The organism is Arenibacter sp. ARW7G5Y1 (assembly GCF_003201775.1).
Lineage (GTDB): Bacteria > Bacteroidota > Bacteroidia > Flavobacteriales > Flavobacteriaceae > Arenibacter.
Genome location: NZ_QJJZ01000006.1, coordinates 131,321 through 148,511, shown reverse-complemented (window position 1 = coordinate 148,511; position 17,191 = coordinate 131,321). Strand labels below are relative to the sequence as shown.

General features: G+C 39.7%; 17 protein-coding genes. 10 read left to right on the top strand and 7 right to left on the bottom strand.

The annotated features are described in order from the left end of the window. The first annotated feature begins 15 nt into the window (after positions 1–15). The 7 genes from atpG (at position 16) to C7972_RS10875 (ending at position 6,945) form a co-directional block, all read left to right on the top strand. On the top strand, positions 16–876 hold the full coding sequence (gene atpG / locus C7972_RS10905) for an ATP synthase F1 subunit gamma (protein ID WP_110356206.1): 861 nt from the start codon (positions 16–18) through the stop codon (positions 874–876). 221 nt (positions 877–1,097) lie between these two features. Then, positions 1,098–2,558, top strand: coding sequence for an oligosaccharide flippase family protein (locus C7972_RS10900; RefSeq protein ID WP_110356205.1), 1,461 nt, complete (start codon positions 1,098–1,100; stop codon positions 2,556–2,558). After that, a complete protein-coding gene (dut, locus tag C7972_RS10895; RefSeq protein ID WP_110356204.1) occupies positions 2,555–2,989 on the top strand; it encodes a dUTP diphosphatase in 435 nt (144 codons plus the stop codon). Before C7972_RS10900 ends, dut begins: the two co-directional genes overlap by 4 nt. A gap of 138 nt (positions 2,990–3,127) precedes the next feature. Next, positions 3,128–4,060 (top strand): lipopolysaccharide assembly protein LapB, encoded by a 933-nt coding sequence (locus C7972_RS10890; protein ID WP_110356203.1) that lies wholly within the window; start codon positions 3,128–3,130, stop codon positions 4,058–4,060. 4 nt (positions 4,061–4,064) lie between these two features. After that, complete coding sequence (locus tag C7972_RS10885) at positions 4,065–4,850, top strand: DUF4292 domain-containing protein (protein WP_110356202.1); 786 nt, start codon at positions 4,065–4,067, stop codon at positions 4,848–4,850. Position 4,851: 1 nt separating this feature from the next. Then, positions 4,852–6,096, top strand: coding sequence for a murein hydrolase activator EnvC (locus tag C7972_RS10880; protein ID WP_110356201.1), 1,245 nt, complete (start codon positions 4,852–4,854; stop codon positions 6,094–6,096). A gap of 12 nt (positions 6,097–6,108) precedes the next feature. Then, positions 6,109–6,945: an aldo/keto reductase gene (locus tag C7972_RS10875; protein ID WP_286104432.1), complete on the top strand. Its 837-nt coding sequence runs from the start codon at positions 6,109–6,111 to the stop codon at positions 6,943–6,945. Here C7972_RS10875 and C7972_RS10870 read toward each other — a convergent pair. Together C7972_RS10870 and C7972_RS10865 are read right to left on the bottom strand one after the other, a co-directional pair. Then, on the bottom strand, positions 6,942–7,454 hold the full coding sequence (locus tag C7972_RS10870; RefSeq protein ID WP_110356200.1) for an acyl-CoA thioesterase: 513 nt from the start codon (positions 7,452–7,454) through the stop codon (positions 6,942–6,944). The two genes, C7972_RS10875 and C7972_RS10870, sit on opposite strands and share 4 nt — an antisense overlap. Before the next feature lie 57 nt (positions 7,455–7,511). Further along, complete coding sequence (locus tag C7972_RS10865) at positions 7,512–8,459, bottom strand: SPOR domain-containing protein (RefSeq protein WP_110356199.1); 948 nt, start codon at positions 8,457–8,459, stop codon at positions 7,512–7,514. Between the two features lie 104 nt (positions 8,460–8,563). Between C7972_RS10865 and dprA the strand changes: the two genes are divergently transcribed. Next, on the top strand, positions 8,564–9,667 hold the full coding sequence (gene dprA, locus C7972_RS10860) for a DNA-processing protein DprA (RefSeq protein ID WP_110356198.1): 1,104 nt from the start codon (positions 8,564–8,566) through the stop codon (positions 9,665–9,667). Positions 9,668–9,909: 242 nt separating this feature from the next. Here the strand turns inward: dprA and trpS are convergent, their stop codons facing one another. After that, positions 9,910–10,878 (bottom strand): tryptophan--tRNA ligase, encoded by a 969-nt coding sequence (trpS, locus tag C7972_RS10855; protein WP_110356197.1) that lies wholly within the window; start codon positions 10,876–10,878, stop codon positions 9,910–9,912. 72 nt (positions 10,879–10,950) lie between these two features. Between trpS and C7972_RS10850 the strand changes: the two genes are divergently transcribed. Beyond that, a complete protein-coding gene (locus C7972_RS10850) occupies positions 10,951–11,691 on the top strand; it encodes a 1-acyl-sn-glycerol-3-phosphate acyltransferase (protein WP_110356196.1) in 741 nt (246 codons plus the stop codon). A gap of 50 nt (positions 11,692–11,741) precedes the next feature. On the opposite strand, the gene C7972_RS10845 is transcribed toward C7972_RS10850, so the two are convergent. From C7972_RS10845 to recA, 4 genes are all read right to left on the bottom strand, one after another. Further along, on the bottom strand, positions 11,742–13,241 hold the full coding sequence (locus C7972_RS10845; RefSeq protein ID WP_110356195.1) for an outer membrane beta-barrel protein: 1,500 nt from the start codon (positions 13,239–13,241) through the stop codon (positions 11,742–11,744). Between the two features lie 36 nt (positions 13,242–13,277). Next, a complete protein-coding gene (locus C7972_RS10840; protein ID WP_110356194.1) occupies positions 13,278–13,820 on the bottom strand; it encodes an RNA polymerase sigma factor in 543 nt (180 codons plus the stop codon). Between the two features lie 20 nt (positions 13,821–13,840). Continuing rightward, entirely contained in the window at positions 13,841–14,314 is a 474-nt protein-coding gene (locus C7972_RS10835; RefSeq protein WP_110356193.1) for a hypothetical protein, read from the bottom strand. Between the two features lie 189 nt (positions 14,315–14,503). Continuing rightward, positions 14,504–15,511 carry a recombinase RecA gene (recA, locus tag C7972_RS10830; protein ID WP_110356192.1) on the bottom strand — a complete coding sequence of 336 codons (1,008 nt, stop codon included), beginning with the start codon at positions 15,509–15,511 and terminating at the stop codon, positions 14,504–14,506. 581 nt (positions 15,512–16,092) lie between these two features. Between recA and C7972_RS10825 the strand changes: the two genes are divergently transcribed. Beyond that, positions 16,093–17,124, top strand: a complete 1,032-nt coding sequence (locus tag C7972_RS10825) for a rhodanese-related sulfurtransferase (RefSeq protein ID WP_110356191.1) — start codon at positions 16,093–16,095, stop codon at positions 17,122–17,124. The last annotated feature ends 67 nt before the right edge of the window (positions 17,125–17,191 follow it).

Here is a 17,191-nt window from a genome sequence, read left to right as displayed (position 1 = left end):
GCTTAAGTGGAGCCTATGGCCAATTTAAAAGAAATACGTAATAGAATTGCTACGGTATCTTCAACGATGCAGATTACCAGTGCCATGAAAATGGTTTCTGCCGCTAAGTTGAAGAAGGCTCAGGATGCCATTACCGCAATGCGTCCTTATTCCGATAAATTGTCGGAGCTTTTACAAAGCCTTAGCGCTAGCCTTGATGCAGATTCCGGAAGCAAGTTTGCCGATAATCGTGAAGTAAAAAAGGTGTTGATCGTTGCCATAACCTCTAACCGTGGTTTGTGCGGTGCGTTTAATACGAACATTTTAAAGCAAAGTGCGCTGTTGGCAAAGGAAACCTATGCTGGCAAACAAGTAGATTTTGTTGCCATTGGTAAAAAGGCCAATGACATTTTAAAGAAAAAGAACAAGGTCATTGCAAACCACAGTTCGGTTTATGATGATCTGACCTTTGATAATGTGGCGGCCATTGCCGAGGATTTAATGGACTTGTTTACCACAGGTGCTTACGATAAGATTGAAATTGTGTATAACAAATTCAAAAATGCAGCTACACAAATAGTAATGACAGAACAGTTTTTGCCAATTGTTCCGGTGGAAGGTGAAGCCAATTCGGTGTCGGATTATATTTTTGAACCTTCCAAGGCCGAGATTGTGGAACAATTGATTCCAAAATCATTGAAAACCCAATTGTACAAAGGTGTGCGCGATTCATTTGCTAGTGAACATGGGGCTCGTATGACCGCTATGCACAAGGCAACGGACAACGCAACGGACCTAAGAAATCAGTTGAAACTTACATATAACAAAGCAAGGCAAGCTGCCATCACCGGCGAAATTTTGGAAATTGTAGGTGGAGCGGAAGCGTTGAACAATTAGAAAAGCCGTTAGTTTTTAAATGTTTTAATTGCGAAGATTTGAGCAATTAGGTATATAGTAATTTAGCTAACCCTTTTGAAAATTATAGAGAGTGCCTCACAGGAATGTGGGGCTTTTCCATTTATAAAGAATTTATAAAGGGCATTTGTTGAATAAGCTATTTAACTAACTTTGCGCGCATCGATTAAATGCCTAATTTTAAAGCTAATTCATAGATTTCTTTGAATCCACTAAAAAAACTTTTCAAACAGACGTTTATTTATGGTTTGGCTACGGTCCTGCCCCGGATGCTATCCTTTTTATTGCTGCCTTTATATACAGAGGTTTTGGAAACGGCAGGCTTTGGGGAGGTTAGTATTATTTTTGCGTGGTTTGCTATCTTCAATGTCATTTTGTCCTATGGTATGGAAACCGCCTTTTTTAGGTTTTACACCAAGGCAGATGACCGTAAAAAGGTTGTTACCACTTCCCTGATTTCAATCATTGCCTCTACTTTTCTTTTCGTGGTTTTGGCATTTCTTTTCAAGGATAGCGTTGCTAGCTTTACCAATATTGACGAAAAGTATATTAGTTATGCTATTTGGATTCTTGCCTTGGATGCATTGGTCATAGTGCCTTTTGCTTGGCTTAGGGCCAATGAAAAGCCAATGCGCTATGCCTTGGTGAAGATATCCAATGTGGCCATAAATTTTGGATTGAACCTTTTCTTTTTAATAGTATTGCCACAAATGGTCGTGGATAGCCCAGATTCTTCTTTTAGTGCCCTGTACCGGCCAAATTTTGAAATATCGTATATTTTCATATCCAATTTGATAGCCAGTGCCATAACGCTTCTTTTGATGCTAAGACTATATTTTAGAAGGCCATATGTATTTGATAAGAAATTGTGGTATAAAATGATGGATTATGCCTTACCGGTGCTGGTGGCCGGAATTGCTTTTACCATAAACGAAGTGTTCGATAAAATTATGCTCTCCTATCTTTTGCCGGAAGATATCGCTGAAAGTGAAATTGGTAAATACTCTGCCTGTTACAGATTGGCGATGTTCATGACCTTGTTCGCTACAGCCTTCAGAATGGGGATAGAACCCTTTTTCTTTAGTCATGCTACTTCCGAGAAGCCCCAAAGGGCCTATGCCCAGATTACCAACTATTTTGTTATACTGGGCAGCATAATATTGTTGGGGGTAGTGGTATTTGCCGATGTTCTGAAGCTGCTTTTGGTCAGGGACGAATCGTATTGGGAGGCCATGTCCATTGTGCCTTTGGTAGTTTTGGCCAGTTTTTGTTTGGGAATTTACCACAACTTGTCAGTTTGGTACAAAGTAACAGATCGCACCAAATTTGGAGCCTACATCTCGTTGATCGGTGCCATACTAACCATTATTATCAATTTTGCCTTTATTCCGTATTTCGGATATGTGGCCTCTGCTGTGGCAACTTTAGTGGCCTATGCCACTATGGTAATACTGTCTTTCTTTTTTGGTAGAATGTATTACCCTATACCTTACAACCACAGAAAAATAATTTTTTATCTAGTGGTCTCCATTTCGTTTTCCATGCTCTCCTTTTACGTTTTCGATCGTAATTTGATTATTGGCAGTATATTTTTTACTCTATTTTTGGGCATGGTTTATAGGCTTGAAAGTGATAAACTAAAACAAATTTTTCTAAGAAAATGACTATAAAAATTATCAATAAATCAGCTCACCCTTTACCAAACTATGAAACCTTGGCTTCCGCTGGAATGGACCTAAGGGCCAATCTTTTGGAATCCATTGTGTTGCAACCCATGGAAAGAACTATAGTTAAGACGGGTCTGTTCTTGGAGCTTCCTTTAGGTTTTGAGGCACAGGTTAGACCTCGTAGTGGATTGGCAGCGAAAAAAGGAATTACGGTCCTTAATGCCCCTGGCACGATTGATGCCGATTATAGGGGGGAGGTAGGTGTAATACTGATTAATCTTTCCAGCGAAGCATTCACTATAGAAAATGGGGAGCGTATAGCACAATTGGTCATCGCAAAACACGAAAGGGCGGAGTGGCAATTGGTTGAGGAGCTTTCCAATACCTCAAGGGGAGCAGGAGGATTTGGCAGTACGGGAGTAAAATAAACACCTGCTATAAACGGGGTGGACTATGGCATTATCACTAATTTTGTGGGGGTTGTTCCCATTGTCTTTTTATTGATATGGGAAACGGTTGGGTTTTATATATTAAGGTCCGTTTCCCGCTAATATGAAGTTTGTAATATGAGAAGGAGGGACTACATTATTATTTTTGCACTGGGGGTGGTTTTGGCCCCAAGTCCTAGTTGTGCCCAAGAAAATGAAGTTGGGGAGGAAGGGAGTGCCGAGTTATTTTTGGAGGAATATACCGATGAGTTTCAAGAAAAATTCTTTGAGGCATTAAAGCAAAAAGGAATTGAAAACTACGATAGGGCCATTAATCTCTTCTTGGAATGTAAACGCTTGGACCCTAGCAACGCTGTCTTGGACCATGAACTGGCCAAGGCCTATTTGGCTTCAAAACAAATGGTTTTGGCCCAGCAATATGCTATTTCTGCTGTGAATGCGAGGCCAGGGAATTATTGGGTGCTATGTACACTGGTGGATATTGCACGACGTCAAGGGACGGGCCTCGAGGAAGTGCAGGAAAGGATTCCGTACAAAAATATCCAATTGCAGGAAAATTTGGCTTTGATCTATTTTGCTGGGGAAAACTATGATAATGCCTTAAAAATACTTAACGGTATGAAAGGTTCGGCATTTTCAGAGGATCTAACCACTAGGGTAAACAACGCTATTAAGAAAAAGGAAATTACTGTAATGGAAAAGGATACAATTATTGAAGAGGTTCCAAAATATGGCCCAATGGATAATTTTATCTCCAAAATTTCCGATTATTTGGCAAAGAGCGACTTTAAAAATGCTGCGGCGGTAAGTTGGGAAGCCTTGGAAAACTTTCCTGCTCAAGCTTATTTTTATTACGCCTATGGACAAAGTTTAAATAAACTCAAGAAACATAAGGAGGCCGTTGCTATTCTGGAGTCGGGATTGGATTATTTATTGGACGATGTGGATTTAGCCAATAAAATGTATAAAGAATTAGTGGATGCTAACAATGCTTTGGGAAATTCTTCCAAAGCAAATATGTATCTTAGTAAATTAAAATCCGGGTCGTAAATCTATGGTAAACAGTTTTAAAAGACTTCAAAAATGGGCTATACTTGGCGTTTTTGTGGTATTGGTGTTTTCTTGTAAGTCTACAAGTGTAATTAAAAGCGGTACGGTGGATGGGAATTTAACCGCTAAGGCGGTTATAAGAAACCACTATTACACCCATTTCAATTTTAAAACCCTAAGTGGAAAGATGAGGATAGATTATTCGGACGGAGAGAGCACACAAAGCGTAAGTGTTAGTTTTAGGATGGAAAAGGATAAGGCCATTTGGTTAAGCGCGCCCTTAGGAATCGTAAAAGCCTACATTACTCCGGAAAGAGTGTCGTTTTATAATAAGTTGGACAACGAATATTTTGATGGGAATTTTTCCTATTTGAGTCAATTATTGGGGACCGACCTTAATTTTCAAAAAGTACAAAACCTTCTTTTGGGAGAGCCCCTTTTCGATTTAAGGGAAGAAAAGTATACGGTGGATATCGCCAACGACAACTATCAGTTGAAACCAAAAAAGGTTGGAGATCTATTTAAAACACTTTTTCAAATAGAACCTTTGAATTATAGAATGGCTACGCAGCAGTTGTCGCAACCATGGGAGAAACGACTACTTGAAATCAATTATAGGAACTATCAAAAAGTAAATAAATGGATTTTGCCAGGGGAGATAGATATTCTGGCCATAGATGGAGACCATACCAATAATATTACCTTAGAATTTAGGAATATGGAGTTCAATAGGGCCTTGAATTTTCCATATAACATACCAAATGGTTTTAAAGAAATTGTATTAAATTAATATGGGAAGTAAACACTCTTATGTAATTTATTCTCTTTTAGTTATGTTCATTTTTATGGGCAATATTTCAAGGGCCCAGACCAATGAACAAAAAGCCTTGGAGTCCAAGAGGGAACAGCTCCAAAAAGAAATTTCGGAGATTAACCGATTATTGTTCGCGGAGAAGAAGGAAAAGGGAAATGTCTTAGAGCAGATGGAGGCTATGGACCATAAAATAAATGTACGCCAGCAGTTGATCAGGGTTACCAATCAACAGTCCAATTTACTCAATAGGCAGATAAATACCAATGTGAGGAACATTGGAAAATTACGAAATGATCTCGCTTTTCTTAAAGAGGAATACGGGAATATGATTCAAAAGTCATATCAGAATAAATCCAGGCAGAGCAGATTGATGTTTCTGTTGTCTTCCGAGGATTTTCTACAGGCTTTTAAGCGCTTTCAATACATGAAGCAATATACCCAATACAGAAAGGAACAGGGCGAACAAATTGTGGCAAAAACGGATGAGCTTACCCAATTGAACAAAGATCTTTCGGAACAGCGTAAGGAGAAGGATAAACTTGTGGCCGAAAATACCCAGATCAAAAATCAATTGTACAAAGAAATCCAATCACAAAAGGAGTTGCTCAAGAGTATAAGAAAGAACGAAAGCAAATATGCCACGGCTATTGAAAATAAGAAGAAGGAGGCCAAGAGGATAGACGAGCAGATAGAGAGATTAATTAGAAGTGCTATTGCAGCCTCCAACAGAGAGGCCACTAAGTCTACCAGTACTACTGCAACAAGTAGTAGTAAGTTTGTTTTAACTCCCGAAGCGACCATTGTAGCCAATAATTTCTCGGCCAACAAGGGAAAATTGATCTGGCCGGTTGAAAAGGGTATTAAAAGACAGGGTTTTGGTGTTTATAATGACGCCGTTTATCCCGGTATAAAGCACGAAAGTAATGGGGTAATCATTGCCACCGATGAAGGATCCAAGGCGAGGGCCATCTTTGAAGGGGAGGTTATCGCTATCCTGTCAGTTCCAGGAGGGAATAAGGGCGTACAGATTAAACATGGAAATTATATAAGTACGTACTACAATCTTTCCAGGGTTTATGTGAAAAAAGGGGATAAGGTAAGCACCAAGTCGGATCTGGGGGATATTTACACCAGCAAATCCAGCGGTACTACCCAATTGAAATTTTATCTGTACAAGGATACTACCCGACTTAATCCAGAGGAATGGATATATCAACTATAAAATATTTTAAAATTGAAAAATATAACGGATTTAAAAGGAAGTTTTAGGCTGCATAATGGCGTGGAAATGCCCTATTTTGGTTTAGGGGTCTATTTGTCCAAAGATGGAAAGGAAGTGGTCAATGCGGTAAAATGGGCGTTGGATGAAGGATATCGGCATATAGATACGGCTTCCATATATAAGAATGAAGAGGGTGTGGGCCAAGGGATTAAGGAAAGCGGTGTAGACCGCAAAGATATATTCGTGGTGAGTAAGGTGTGGAATAGCGATCAGGGTTATGAAAGTACTATAAAGGCATACGAATCCAGTTTAAAGCGGTTAAATTTGGATTATTTAGATCTTTACTTGGTACACTGGCCCGTAAATGGTAAGTATAAGGAGACTTGGCGTGCTATGGAATATTTGTATAAGCATAAAGGCGTTAGGGCTATTGGAGTGAGTAATTTTATGCAGCACCATCTTGAAGATTTAATGACTTCTTCGGAAATAGTCCCAATGGTGAACCAAATGGAATTTCATCCCTATTTGGTGCAACAGGAGTTGATCGATTTTTGCAATAAAAATACCATTCAGTATGAAGCCTGGTCCCCTCTAATGCAAGGGCATATCTTTGAAATGGATATAATGAAGGACCTAGCGGCAAAATACAATAAGACTATTGCCCAAATTGTACTGCGATGGGATTTGCAAAAAGGGGTTATCACGATTCCCAAATCTGCAAAAAGGGATCGAATTATTGCCAATGCCGACATTTTTGATTTTGAACTTGTTGCCGAGGATGTTAAAAAATTAGATCAATTGGACCGTGGAAAAAGATTTGGTCCCGACCCTAATAATTTCGATTTTTAATCCATAAACAAGGCCTTTAATTCGGTAGCATCCTTGGGCTTCATCTTGCCTGCAAGTACCAAACTTAGCTGCTTTCTGCGCAGCGCGGCCTCATATCGCTTAATTTCCAATGCGGTCTCTGGCCGTAGTTCGGGAACTGTCGTAGGCTTTCCGCTATCGTCAACGGCTACAAAAGTGTAGATAGCCTCGTTTACCTTGGATTTCTCGCCGTTAAACCGGTCTTCCATCCAAACATCTATAAACACTTCCATGGAGGTCCTAAAGGCTCTGGAAACGGCTGCCTCTACAGTAACTACACTTCCTACTGGAACAGCCTGGTTAAAGGCGACATGATTTACCGATGCCGTAACGGTAATTCGTCTGCTGTGGCGTCTGGCGGCAATACTGGCAGCACGATCCATTCGCGCCAACAATTCACCACCAAACAAGTTGTTCAGAGGGTTGGTTTCACTGGGCAGGACCATATCGGTCATTAAGGTACGCGATTCACTGGGCGTCTTTGACTCCATAAATTTCTTTTGGGTAAAGATACATTGGTAATATTAAGCTAAAAAGTAGAGAAGGATTTATTTTACGGAGCGCAACCAAGCCTCTGGAGATTCGGACTGCTTTATTTTCCTTAAATAATTTAAGGCTTCCTTGGCATCGTCAAAACTGCCATAGGCTACCATATGCAGTCCATATTGATTAACACCAAGATAGGATGCGTCGTATCCTTTTTCTTTAAGTTGAAGGACTTTCTTTTCAGCATTCTCCTGAATTCTAAAAGCACCGGCAATAACTTGGTGAACACCACTTTTTTTGTTTGTGGTAATATTCAGGGATATGGCAGGCAATTCAATGGGAGCTGTATTGAAAAAAGTGGCTTCCTGAATATTTTTTGACACTTGCTGATGCGCGTCCTGTCTCACCAATTCTTGGTCGTAAACCTTTTCATTATAAAGGCGATAACCAGTAAAACCTGTGGCAACGGCCAACAATATAACAGCTGCATACTTCAAATATGGCCTCAGTTTGGATTCTTTCCTAGCCTCGGGAGTAATCATAAATGGAATCTTTTCCTCCAATTCCACTACTTCCTCCTTTAAAATCTCCCTAGAGACCGGGGTGGATACAAAAGTGGATAAGCCAAAGGACGAGGTTAGGTAATTCACTTGATATGAAGGCTGAAACTGTGTTTTGCCTTCCTTGTTCAACCAGAGTTCACCAATATTGGGTAAACTTAAACGATTGCCTTCCTTTAAAAGTTTTTTCCATTTCGAGGATACAGTGGCTATCTGCTTTTGCATGTCTTCGTAAGACATTTTTTCAGCATCGGCCATGTACGAAACCAATAGTCCGTCATTGGATGTCAGTTGTTCGTTAAAGGAAATTATTTTAGAAGGAGGGTAGAAAGAATTTGTGGCGTCATTGATAACGGCAGATTTCATCTGTGTCAAAAAAGCGCCAAATTCAGGCACCATTACACAATTGTATCTATAAAGCAGCTCCGCTATGTAATGTTCGGTTCCCATAAGGACAAAGATTGGAAAAAATTAACAAGTTCAAAACTCTTCACATAACTTTTTATTAACATTATATTTTATGTATTTTGTGAACAACTAAGCCGCTTCCATAAATGTCTAGAGATGAAATAATTGCTATTCTTCGGTTGCAGAACGTACCAAATATTGGTGATATAACAGCCAAAAAATTAATATCCAGTTGTGGGAGTCCTTTGGCAATTTTTGAGGAAAAAATGACTCGGTTGTTGAAATTGGATGGTATTGGTTCCGGCACCCTAAAAGGACTTATGGACAGGGAACATTTGGAGGCCGCCGAGTTGGAGTACGAATTTATAAGAAGTGGGGAAATAAACCTTCATTATTTTATGGAGGATAGTTATCCCGCCTATTTAAAGCATTGTATAGATAGCCCTATTTTACTTTTTAGCCAAGGTGAGATCAATTTGAGCCACCAAAAGATCATAAGTATTGTAGGGACTAGAAATATTACCAGTTATGGAACTTCATTTTGTGAGCAATTCATAGAGGAATTGGCACCACTGGATCCAATTATTGTAAGTGGGTTTGCTTACGGGGTGGATATTTGCGTACAGCGGGCTGCCGTAAAGCATGGTTTACAGACCATAGGGTGTTTGGCCCATGGGTTAAATCAGATTTATCCAAAGACTCATGCAAAATATGTGCAGGATATAAATAAAAATGGCGGTTTTTTCACTGAATTTTGGAGTACGAGTCAACCCGATAGGGAAAATTTTTTAAAGCGGAATCGGATTATTGCGGGAATGGGAGAAGCTACTATCGTAGTGGAATCCGCGGAAAAAGGAGGTAGTCTGGTTACCGCCGATATAGCAAACAGCTATAATCGCGATGTTTTTGCCGTACCTGGGAGAACCCAGGATAAGTACAGCAGTGGTTGCAATAACCTCATAAAACAGCAGAAGGCACAGATGCTTACGTCGGCCGCCGATCTTATCTATATGTTGGGTTGGGATTTGGAAGAAAAGGAGCCGACAATTATACAAAAGCAATTATTTGTGGAGTTGGACGATACCGAGAAGGAAATCTATGACTATTTACAGCAAAGGGGCAAACAAATGTTGGACCATATTGCACTGGATTGTAAATTGCCGATATTCAAGGTTTCCTCTATCCTGTTGAATATGGAAATGAAAGGAGTGGTAAGGCCACTTCCCGGCAAGTTGTTCGAGGCCATTTAAAAAAGGTGTGAATAGCCTGTTTACTGCATTTAATAGTGTGGCAATGGCAAAGGTCTACCTTGTTTTTAGGGGAGTCTTCGTCAAAATTTACCAACCACCTAGTTTGTCAAAGGGCGTTTTTAATTGAACAATGAAGATCTTTGGGTATTTCATCGTACTTCAATATCCCTTCAACCCATTAATCTTTTTGAGAGGACATCCGGGAATGGCATAGACCGACCAAGGGGTATGTTTTTCAAAAATTAATACCCCACCTTCATTCTTACCCTTTCCAGAACACTATCGGCAACTATTGTGGCTTTTTTAGCGCCAACAGCCAATGCTTCATCCAGTTCATTTAGGTGGTTCATATAATAATCGAACTTTTCCCTTGCCTCCCCAAAGCGTTCCAAGACCACCTCATATAGCGCCTGCTTGGCATGTCCGTAGCCATAGTTGCCGTTTAGGTAATTAGACCTCATTTCGGCAACTTGATTTTCCGTAGCCAGAATTTTGTACAAGGCAAACACATTATCCGTATCCGGATTTTTAGGAGCTTCCATAGGGGTACTGTCTGTCTGTATACCCATGATCTGTTTGCGCAATTGTTTGTCGGTTTGAAAAAGGCTTATTAAGTTGCCCTTGCTTTTACTCATTTTGGTGCCATCGGTGCCAGGGACGTACATGGTTTCTTCCTGCACCTTTCCTTCGGGCATTACAAAGGTTTCGCCTAATTGGGCATGAAACCTTGAAGCTACGTCGCGGGTCATTTCCAAGTGTTGCATTTGATCCTTGCCAACTGGGACTATCTCGGCATCGTATAAAAGTATGTCGGCAGCCATAAGCATAGGATAGAAGAACAAGCCGGCATTTACATCTTCGAGTCGGTCTGCCTTGTCCTTAAAAGAGTGGGCAAGGGTTAGTCTTTGGTAAGGAAAAAAACAGCTGAGGTACCATGCCAGTTCAGCGGTCTGGGGGATATCACTCTGGCGATAAAAAGCTGTTTTATCAATATCCAATCCAAATGCCAACCATGTAGCGGCAACAGCATAAGTGTTGCTCCGCAATTGTTCCCCATTCTTAATTTGGGTCAGTGAGTGCATATCCGCAATAAAGAGAAAGGATTCGTTTGCTGGATTGTTTGCCATTTCTATAGCAGGGATAATCGCTCCCAAAATATTTCCTAGATGAGGGGTTCCCGTACTTTGTATACCGGTTAAGATTCTTGCCATTATTTTATTTTCAAAGAAGGACAAAGGTAAAAGAAATTCTAAAGAAGGACTAAAATTATTACTTTTGACGACATGCTATTATTCCTAAAAAAATTAGGCCAGGGGCTTTACCGGATTTGGTTCTATGTTTTGGCGGTCCTTCCTATTTTATTAATGTTTCCTTTCTTGTTGCTATTTACCCTTTCCGAGAAGACATACCCACAATTTTTCTGGATGGCTCGTAATATATGGGCCAACACTATTCTCTATGGTATGGGGTGTTTTCCAGAAATTAAGTGGGAGCAAAGACTAAAAAAGGGCGAAAGTTATATGTTGGTATCCAATCACACCAGTATGCTGGATATTATGCTGATGTTAAAAGTCAGTAAAAACCCTTTTGTGTTCATAGGGAAGAAGGAATTGGTAAAGATTCCACTGTTCGGGTTTTTCTATAAAAGGGTATGTATCTTGGTGGATAGGGAGAGTGCCAAAAGTAGGACTGCGGTTTATAGAAGGGCGCAAAAGAGATTACAACAGGGGTTGAGTATTTGTATTTTTCCAGAGGGCGGGGTGCCCGAGGAACATATTATTTTGGATGATTTTAAGGACGGGGCATTTAAAATGGCCATTGCGCACAACATTCCGGTCGTACCTATGACCTTTTTGGACAACAAAAAACGGTTCTCCTTTACTTTTTATAGTGGAGGTCCGGGAAGATTACGTGTTAAGGTGCATAAATTTTTTACTACTCAAAGTATTAAGGAGTCAGACAAGACTATGCTTCGGGAATCGGTCAGGGCAGTAATATTGAATGAGCTAAAACATTCCAGCTAGACCTATGATTCCCAGGGGCGGTATGCCAGTTGTAGCTGCTTTCTTGGGAGTTAAAACTTTAAAGTGAATCCACTGTATACACCCAAGGAATATGGGTTGAAATTGCCTGAGGTATTGGAAAAAGTATTTAGTTGATATTTAAAAACCGGCTCTACATTAAATTTTAGCTTAGGGGTAAACTTATAATCCAGTCCAAGACCTACATTGGTGCTAAAATTAACGGAATTGACATTATTGGCTTCCCCCACCTCTGTCGTCTGTCCACTAGATTCCAGTACTACCGAATTATCCGTTAGAAAAAGGGAGCTTACTCCTCCAATAATATTAATGCCAAATTTGCGGTCCAAAAGTGCATAATTTAATTCCAAGGGCACTTCCAAATATCCCATTTCTTGCCCCATTGTTCCTAAACGCGTAGGGTTTTTACCGGTTACGTCCATGGCGAATACGGTTCCTGGTTTGGGAATTACATTCTCACTATTTGGATTATTTAAAATTATGGATTGGGAGTCATTGGAATAATTAATATTACTTATTTGTCTACCATTTGAGGCATTAAAGGAGGATGTAAAGGAGACGTCGTTGGTATCGTAGCCATAATCAACTTTATGGATACCGGAACGCACGCTTAATTTTTTGGAAATTTCATAGGCTACCGTGATACCATAACTTAGGCTTACGCCCCCCGTTTTGTTATTGGAAGCAAGAATAGAGTTGATAGGCGATCCTTCACCCAAACCATTAAAGTAAACTGGAGCGATACTTGGGCCTGCAGACCACCTTCCATTGCGGGTTTCCTCAACTTTAACGACCTCATTTTCTTCGATGGCCTCTAGAATTGATTTTTTATTTGAAGGACGGTCTTCGGAGACTACCTCCGGAGTATTCCCAATGGGCTTGTTTTCATTGTTGTTCTCCTGATGTACAATAGCTTCCTCAGTGGTAATGGACAGGTCTTTTTTGGGTAATGTATCGCTCCCTATCCCTGGTTGAATAGTAAGGGCAGGGTTTTGGCTTACTGTTTTATCAAGACGTTTTGCGTCTTTATTATTTTCTGCCAATTCCTTGGTTACAGGGGTGGGGGCAGTGGTGTTCTTTAAACCTTCTTCTGGATCGTGGTTTTTTGCATTTTCCTCGGCAATTATGCTTTTATTGTTGTTTAGGGGAATGTTGGTTTTGTCCACAGCAGTTTGGCGGGTTTTTTCCATTTGATTTTCCTCTAAAGTTTTTCCTTCATTATTGGTGATGCTGCTGGCTTCAATGGAAGATTCCTTTAAGGTGTTGGAGTCCTTGGTATTTCGGGTATTGTTTTCTACATCCGTAATAATGGGTGCTACCGATTCGGAAGTGGAAAAAGGATTGATCGCAAGAAATAGGATGGCAAGTATTGCTGCCACACCGCCAACTTTCCACCAAAGGGGAACAAGCTTTCGCGATCGTTTCTTATTATCCAAGGAAGCGGCTATGGAATCCCAAACTTTTTCGTCGGGAATTTCTTGGAAGTTGGCCAACTTCTCTTGAAATAATTTGTCTAAATTATTTTCACTCATGTTTTTAATTGTTCAGCAGGGATTATAAATGGGAGGTTACCCTTCCATTATAATTCGAGCTTTATTTGCCTCAATTTTTTCCTTTAATATCATTCTTGCCCGGGCAAGATTGGATTTGGAAGTCCCTAGGGACGTTCCTAACATTTCACTGATCTCTTTGTGGCTATAACCATCCAACACATAAAGGTTGAAGGTTAAGCGGTATTTATTTGGAAGCTCTTGCACATAACTTAGCAAGGTGGCCAAATCCAAGTTTAAATAGCCTGAATCTTCTGGCACTTCATCCTCTATATTATCTGTAACCAGTGTTAAGGTTTCCTCTTTTCTATATTTTTGAAGTACCGTATTTACTGTTATTCGCTTAATCCAGCCTTCAAAGGAACCTTGGTGTTTAAACTGATCTATTTTACTGTAGATAGTCATAAAACTATCATGCAGATTGTCCTCGGCCTCCGTTTTATTGCGAGAGTATTTGAGACAAATGCCGAACAGTATCCGGGAATAATCCCGGTATAACTGTTCTTGTGCTTGTCTGTTCCCTTTTTTGCAATTATTTATGAGCTCTACCAGATTACTCAAAATATGGATTGGGTTATTTACTAATTCTTTAAATTGGTCGCGCCCATAACACTTTCGGGTGCTATTATTGCCGAACTATCTTCGTTGACTGGCACTGTAATTTCTAAATATGTTGGTTCCCCATCGGCATCCTCACCTGTCCAATATCTAAACAAATAAGGCTCATCATATAAGACCTCAAAGTTAAATGTTGCCACTAATTCTTCCCCACTACCGGAACATTCCTCTTCCTCTTCAATGACGGTACCAATAGTGACCACCTTTCTAGTTGTTAAACCTTCCTTTACAACATCAAAACCTTCGAAAAAGGTACAATTATTCGGCCTAAAGTAAGTAACTTTTATTTTATAAATTTCACCGTAATCAAATGCCTCCGGCATTTCTACAGATTTCACCTGTAGGGCTTCAAAATGATAGTTAACATCATCATCTATGTCGCACGATGTGAATAGTGTAAAAGAGGCAACAAGCAGCAAAAAGAATACTCGTTTCATGTTCTTAATATTTATTTAGTTTTAAAATGGTTTTGGAAACCTATTTTACCTGAAAAATATGAACGGACATATTTTGATTTTTAGGTACAAGCAGGTTTCATGACAATTGCTTTTGTTATTAAGATGTAAAGGGTAATTAAAGGTTGCGTGTAGAAATAAAAAATCCCGAAGAGATCGGGATTTTTAGGTTTATGACTTTACTGTTTTAATGGCTTCTTTAATTTTGCCTTCCAGTTCTTCGAGTAGTTCGGGATTATCCAGCAGCAAATTTTTTACGGCATCCCTGCCCTGGCCCAGTTTGGTGTCCCCGTAACTAAACCAGGATCCACTTTTCTTGATAATTTCAAATTCAACACCCAAGTCGATTATTTCCCCTACTTTGGAAATACCTTCCCCGTACATAATATCGAATTCGGCGGTCCGGAATGGAGGGGCAACCTTGTTCTTGACCACTTTTACCCGGGTCTTGTTTCCTTGTACATCACCATCGGTATCCTTAATTTGGGTAGATCTTCTTATATCCAAACGGACGGAGGCGTAAAATTTAAGGGCGTTACCACCAGTGGTTGTTTCCGGATTGCCAAACATAACCCCAATTTTTTCACGCAATTGGTTAATAAAGATTACGGTACAGTTTGTTTTACTGATAGAACCAGTAAGCTTTCGCAAGGCCTGTGACATTAATCGGGCATGAAGCCCCATTTTTGAGTCGCCCATTTCTCCTTCAATTTCACTCTTAGGGGTCAATGCGGCAACCGAGTCGATAACAACAATGTCGATAGCACCGGAACGTATAAGGTTATCTGCTATTTCCAAAGCTTGTTCACCGTGATCGGGTTGGGAAATGATCAGGTTATCTATATCTACACCAAGCTTTTGGGCGTAAAAACGGTCAAAGGCATGTTCCGCATCTATAAAAGCTGCGATACCTCCATTTTTTTGGGCCTCAGCCATGGCGTGAAGCGTAAGTGTGGTTTTACCAGAGGATTCGGGTCCGTAAATTTCAATTACCCTTCCTCGTGGATAGCCTCCAACACCAAGTGCTACATCCAAGCCCAAAGAACCCGATGATATCACTTCTACGTCCTGCACTACACTATCGCCCATCTTCATTACGGCACCTTTGCCATAAGTTTTATCCAATTTATCCAGGGTAAGTTTAAGTGCTTTTAATTTTGCGTCTTTTTCGGAACTCATTTACATATCATATTAGGGACGCTAAAATACCAATTCTTTTTGCATTAAACCACCTATGTAGTGGATTTTATGTGAAGATATTCGGCAATTATTTTGTTCTGCCTAAGATTTTTGAATCTTCCGAAATTCATTTTAACACCTTTATTTAAAGGGTCTTACAGAATTTGTATGGCCCATTTTAGCTGCTTTTTTACAGTAAGACTAAATTATTGGAGCTTTTGGACGCAACCTTTTTTTATTTGTTGTATCTAAAAAGTAACTAACTCAAATTAGGTTGCTTATTGTTCTGGTAAAACAATAAGGGTTGTGGGTCAATATTTTATTGTAATTCTATGAAAAAGAAAAATCAATATTGACCTTAAAAAGGGTCTTGATAACATCGAGATCCTTTTTTGTTTTATATACAGCCTGTATTAATTCTAAAGCCCATGTTTTTGTTTCATATTTCTTAAATGTAAGGTTACAAAGTGTTTTATGTCTTCCTGGGATTCAAAAAACAGGCATATTCCTTTTAATCCCGCCCTATAAATCTTATTTTTGCGGCCTTAAAACAATTCTTTAACTTAAAATATTAGTATAGTATGCAACTGTACAATACCTTAAGTGCAAAGGAAAGGGAGGCTCTAATAGAGGAGGCCGGATTGGACCGCCTCACCATTTCTTTCTATAAATATGCACGTATTGGCAATCCGTCAATTTTCCGTAATCATTTATTTATTCATTGGAACGAACTGGACGTTTTGGGCCGTATTTATGTGGCCCATGAAGGTATAAATGCCCAATTATCTGTTCCTGCCGTTAATTTCAATGCCTTCAAGGCCCATTTGGACAGCATCACCTTTTTGGAAAATGTTAGGTTGAACATCGCTATTGAACAGGATAACAAATCATTTTTAAAACTAAAGGTGAAGGTCCGCGAAAAAATCGTGGCCGATGGTTTAAATGACGATTCCTTTGATGTTACCAATAAGGGAATCCATGTTGATGCCGTAAAATTTAATGAACTTATTGAAGATTCCGATACCATTTTGGTAGACATGCGGAATCATTACGAAAGTGAAATAGGGCATTTTAAAAATGCCATTACCCCGGATGTGGATACGTTTAGGGATTCTTTGGATATCATAGAGAAGGATCTTGCAGATTATAAAGAGGACAAAAAATTGGTCATGTACTGTACCGGTGGTATTAGGTGCGAAAAGGCCAGTGCATATTATAAACACAAGGGCTTTAAAAATGTATATCAGCTCGAAGGTGGTATTATCGAATACACCCGCCAGGTGAATAATCTTAATTTGGAGAATAAGTTCCTTGGTAAAAACTTTGTTTTTGACCACCGTAGGGGAGAACGCATTACAGATGATGTTATAGCCAACTGCCATCAATGCGGTAACCCATGCGACAATCATGTAAATTGCGCCAATGAGGCCTGTCATTTGCTTTTTATTCAATGCGACGACTGTGCCGAGGCCATGAACCATTGCTGTTCTTTGGAATGTAAGGAAATACATGAACTCCCTTTTGAGGAACAAAAACGTCTTAGAAAGGGAAAAGTGGTGAGCAATAAGATTTTTAAAAAGGGTCGTTCCGAGGTTTTAAAGTATAAGAAGTAGTTTTTTGTTGAGGTTTCAGGCCAAAAAAGGCTTAGTTTTATCCATAACGAAGAGATTGTTTTTTTGA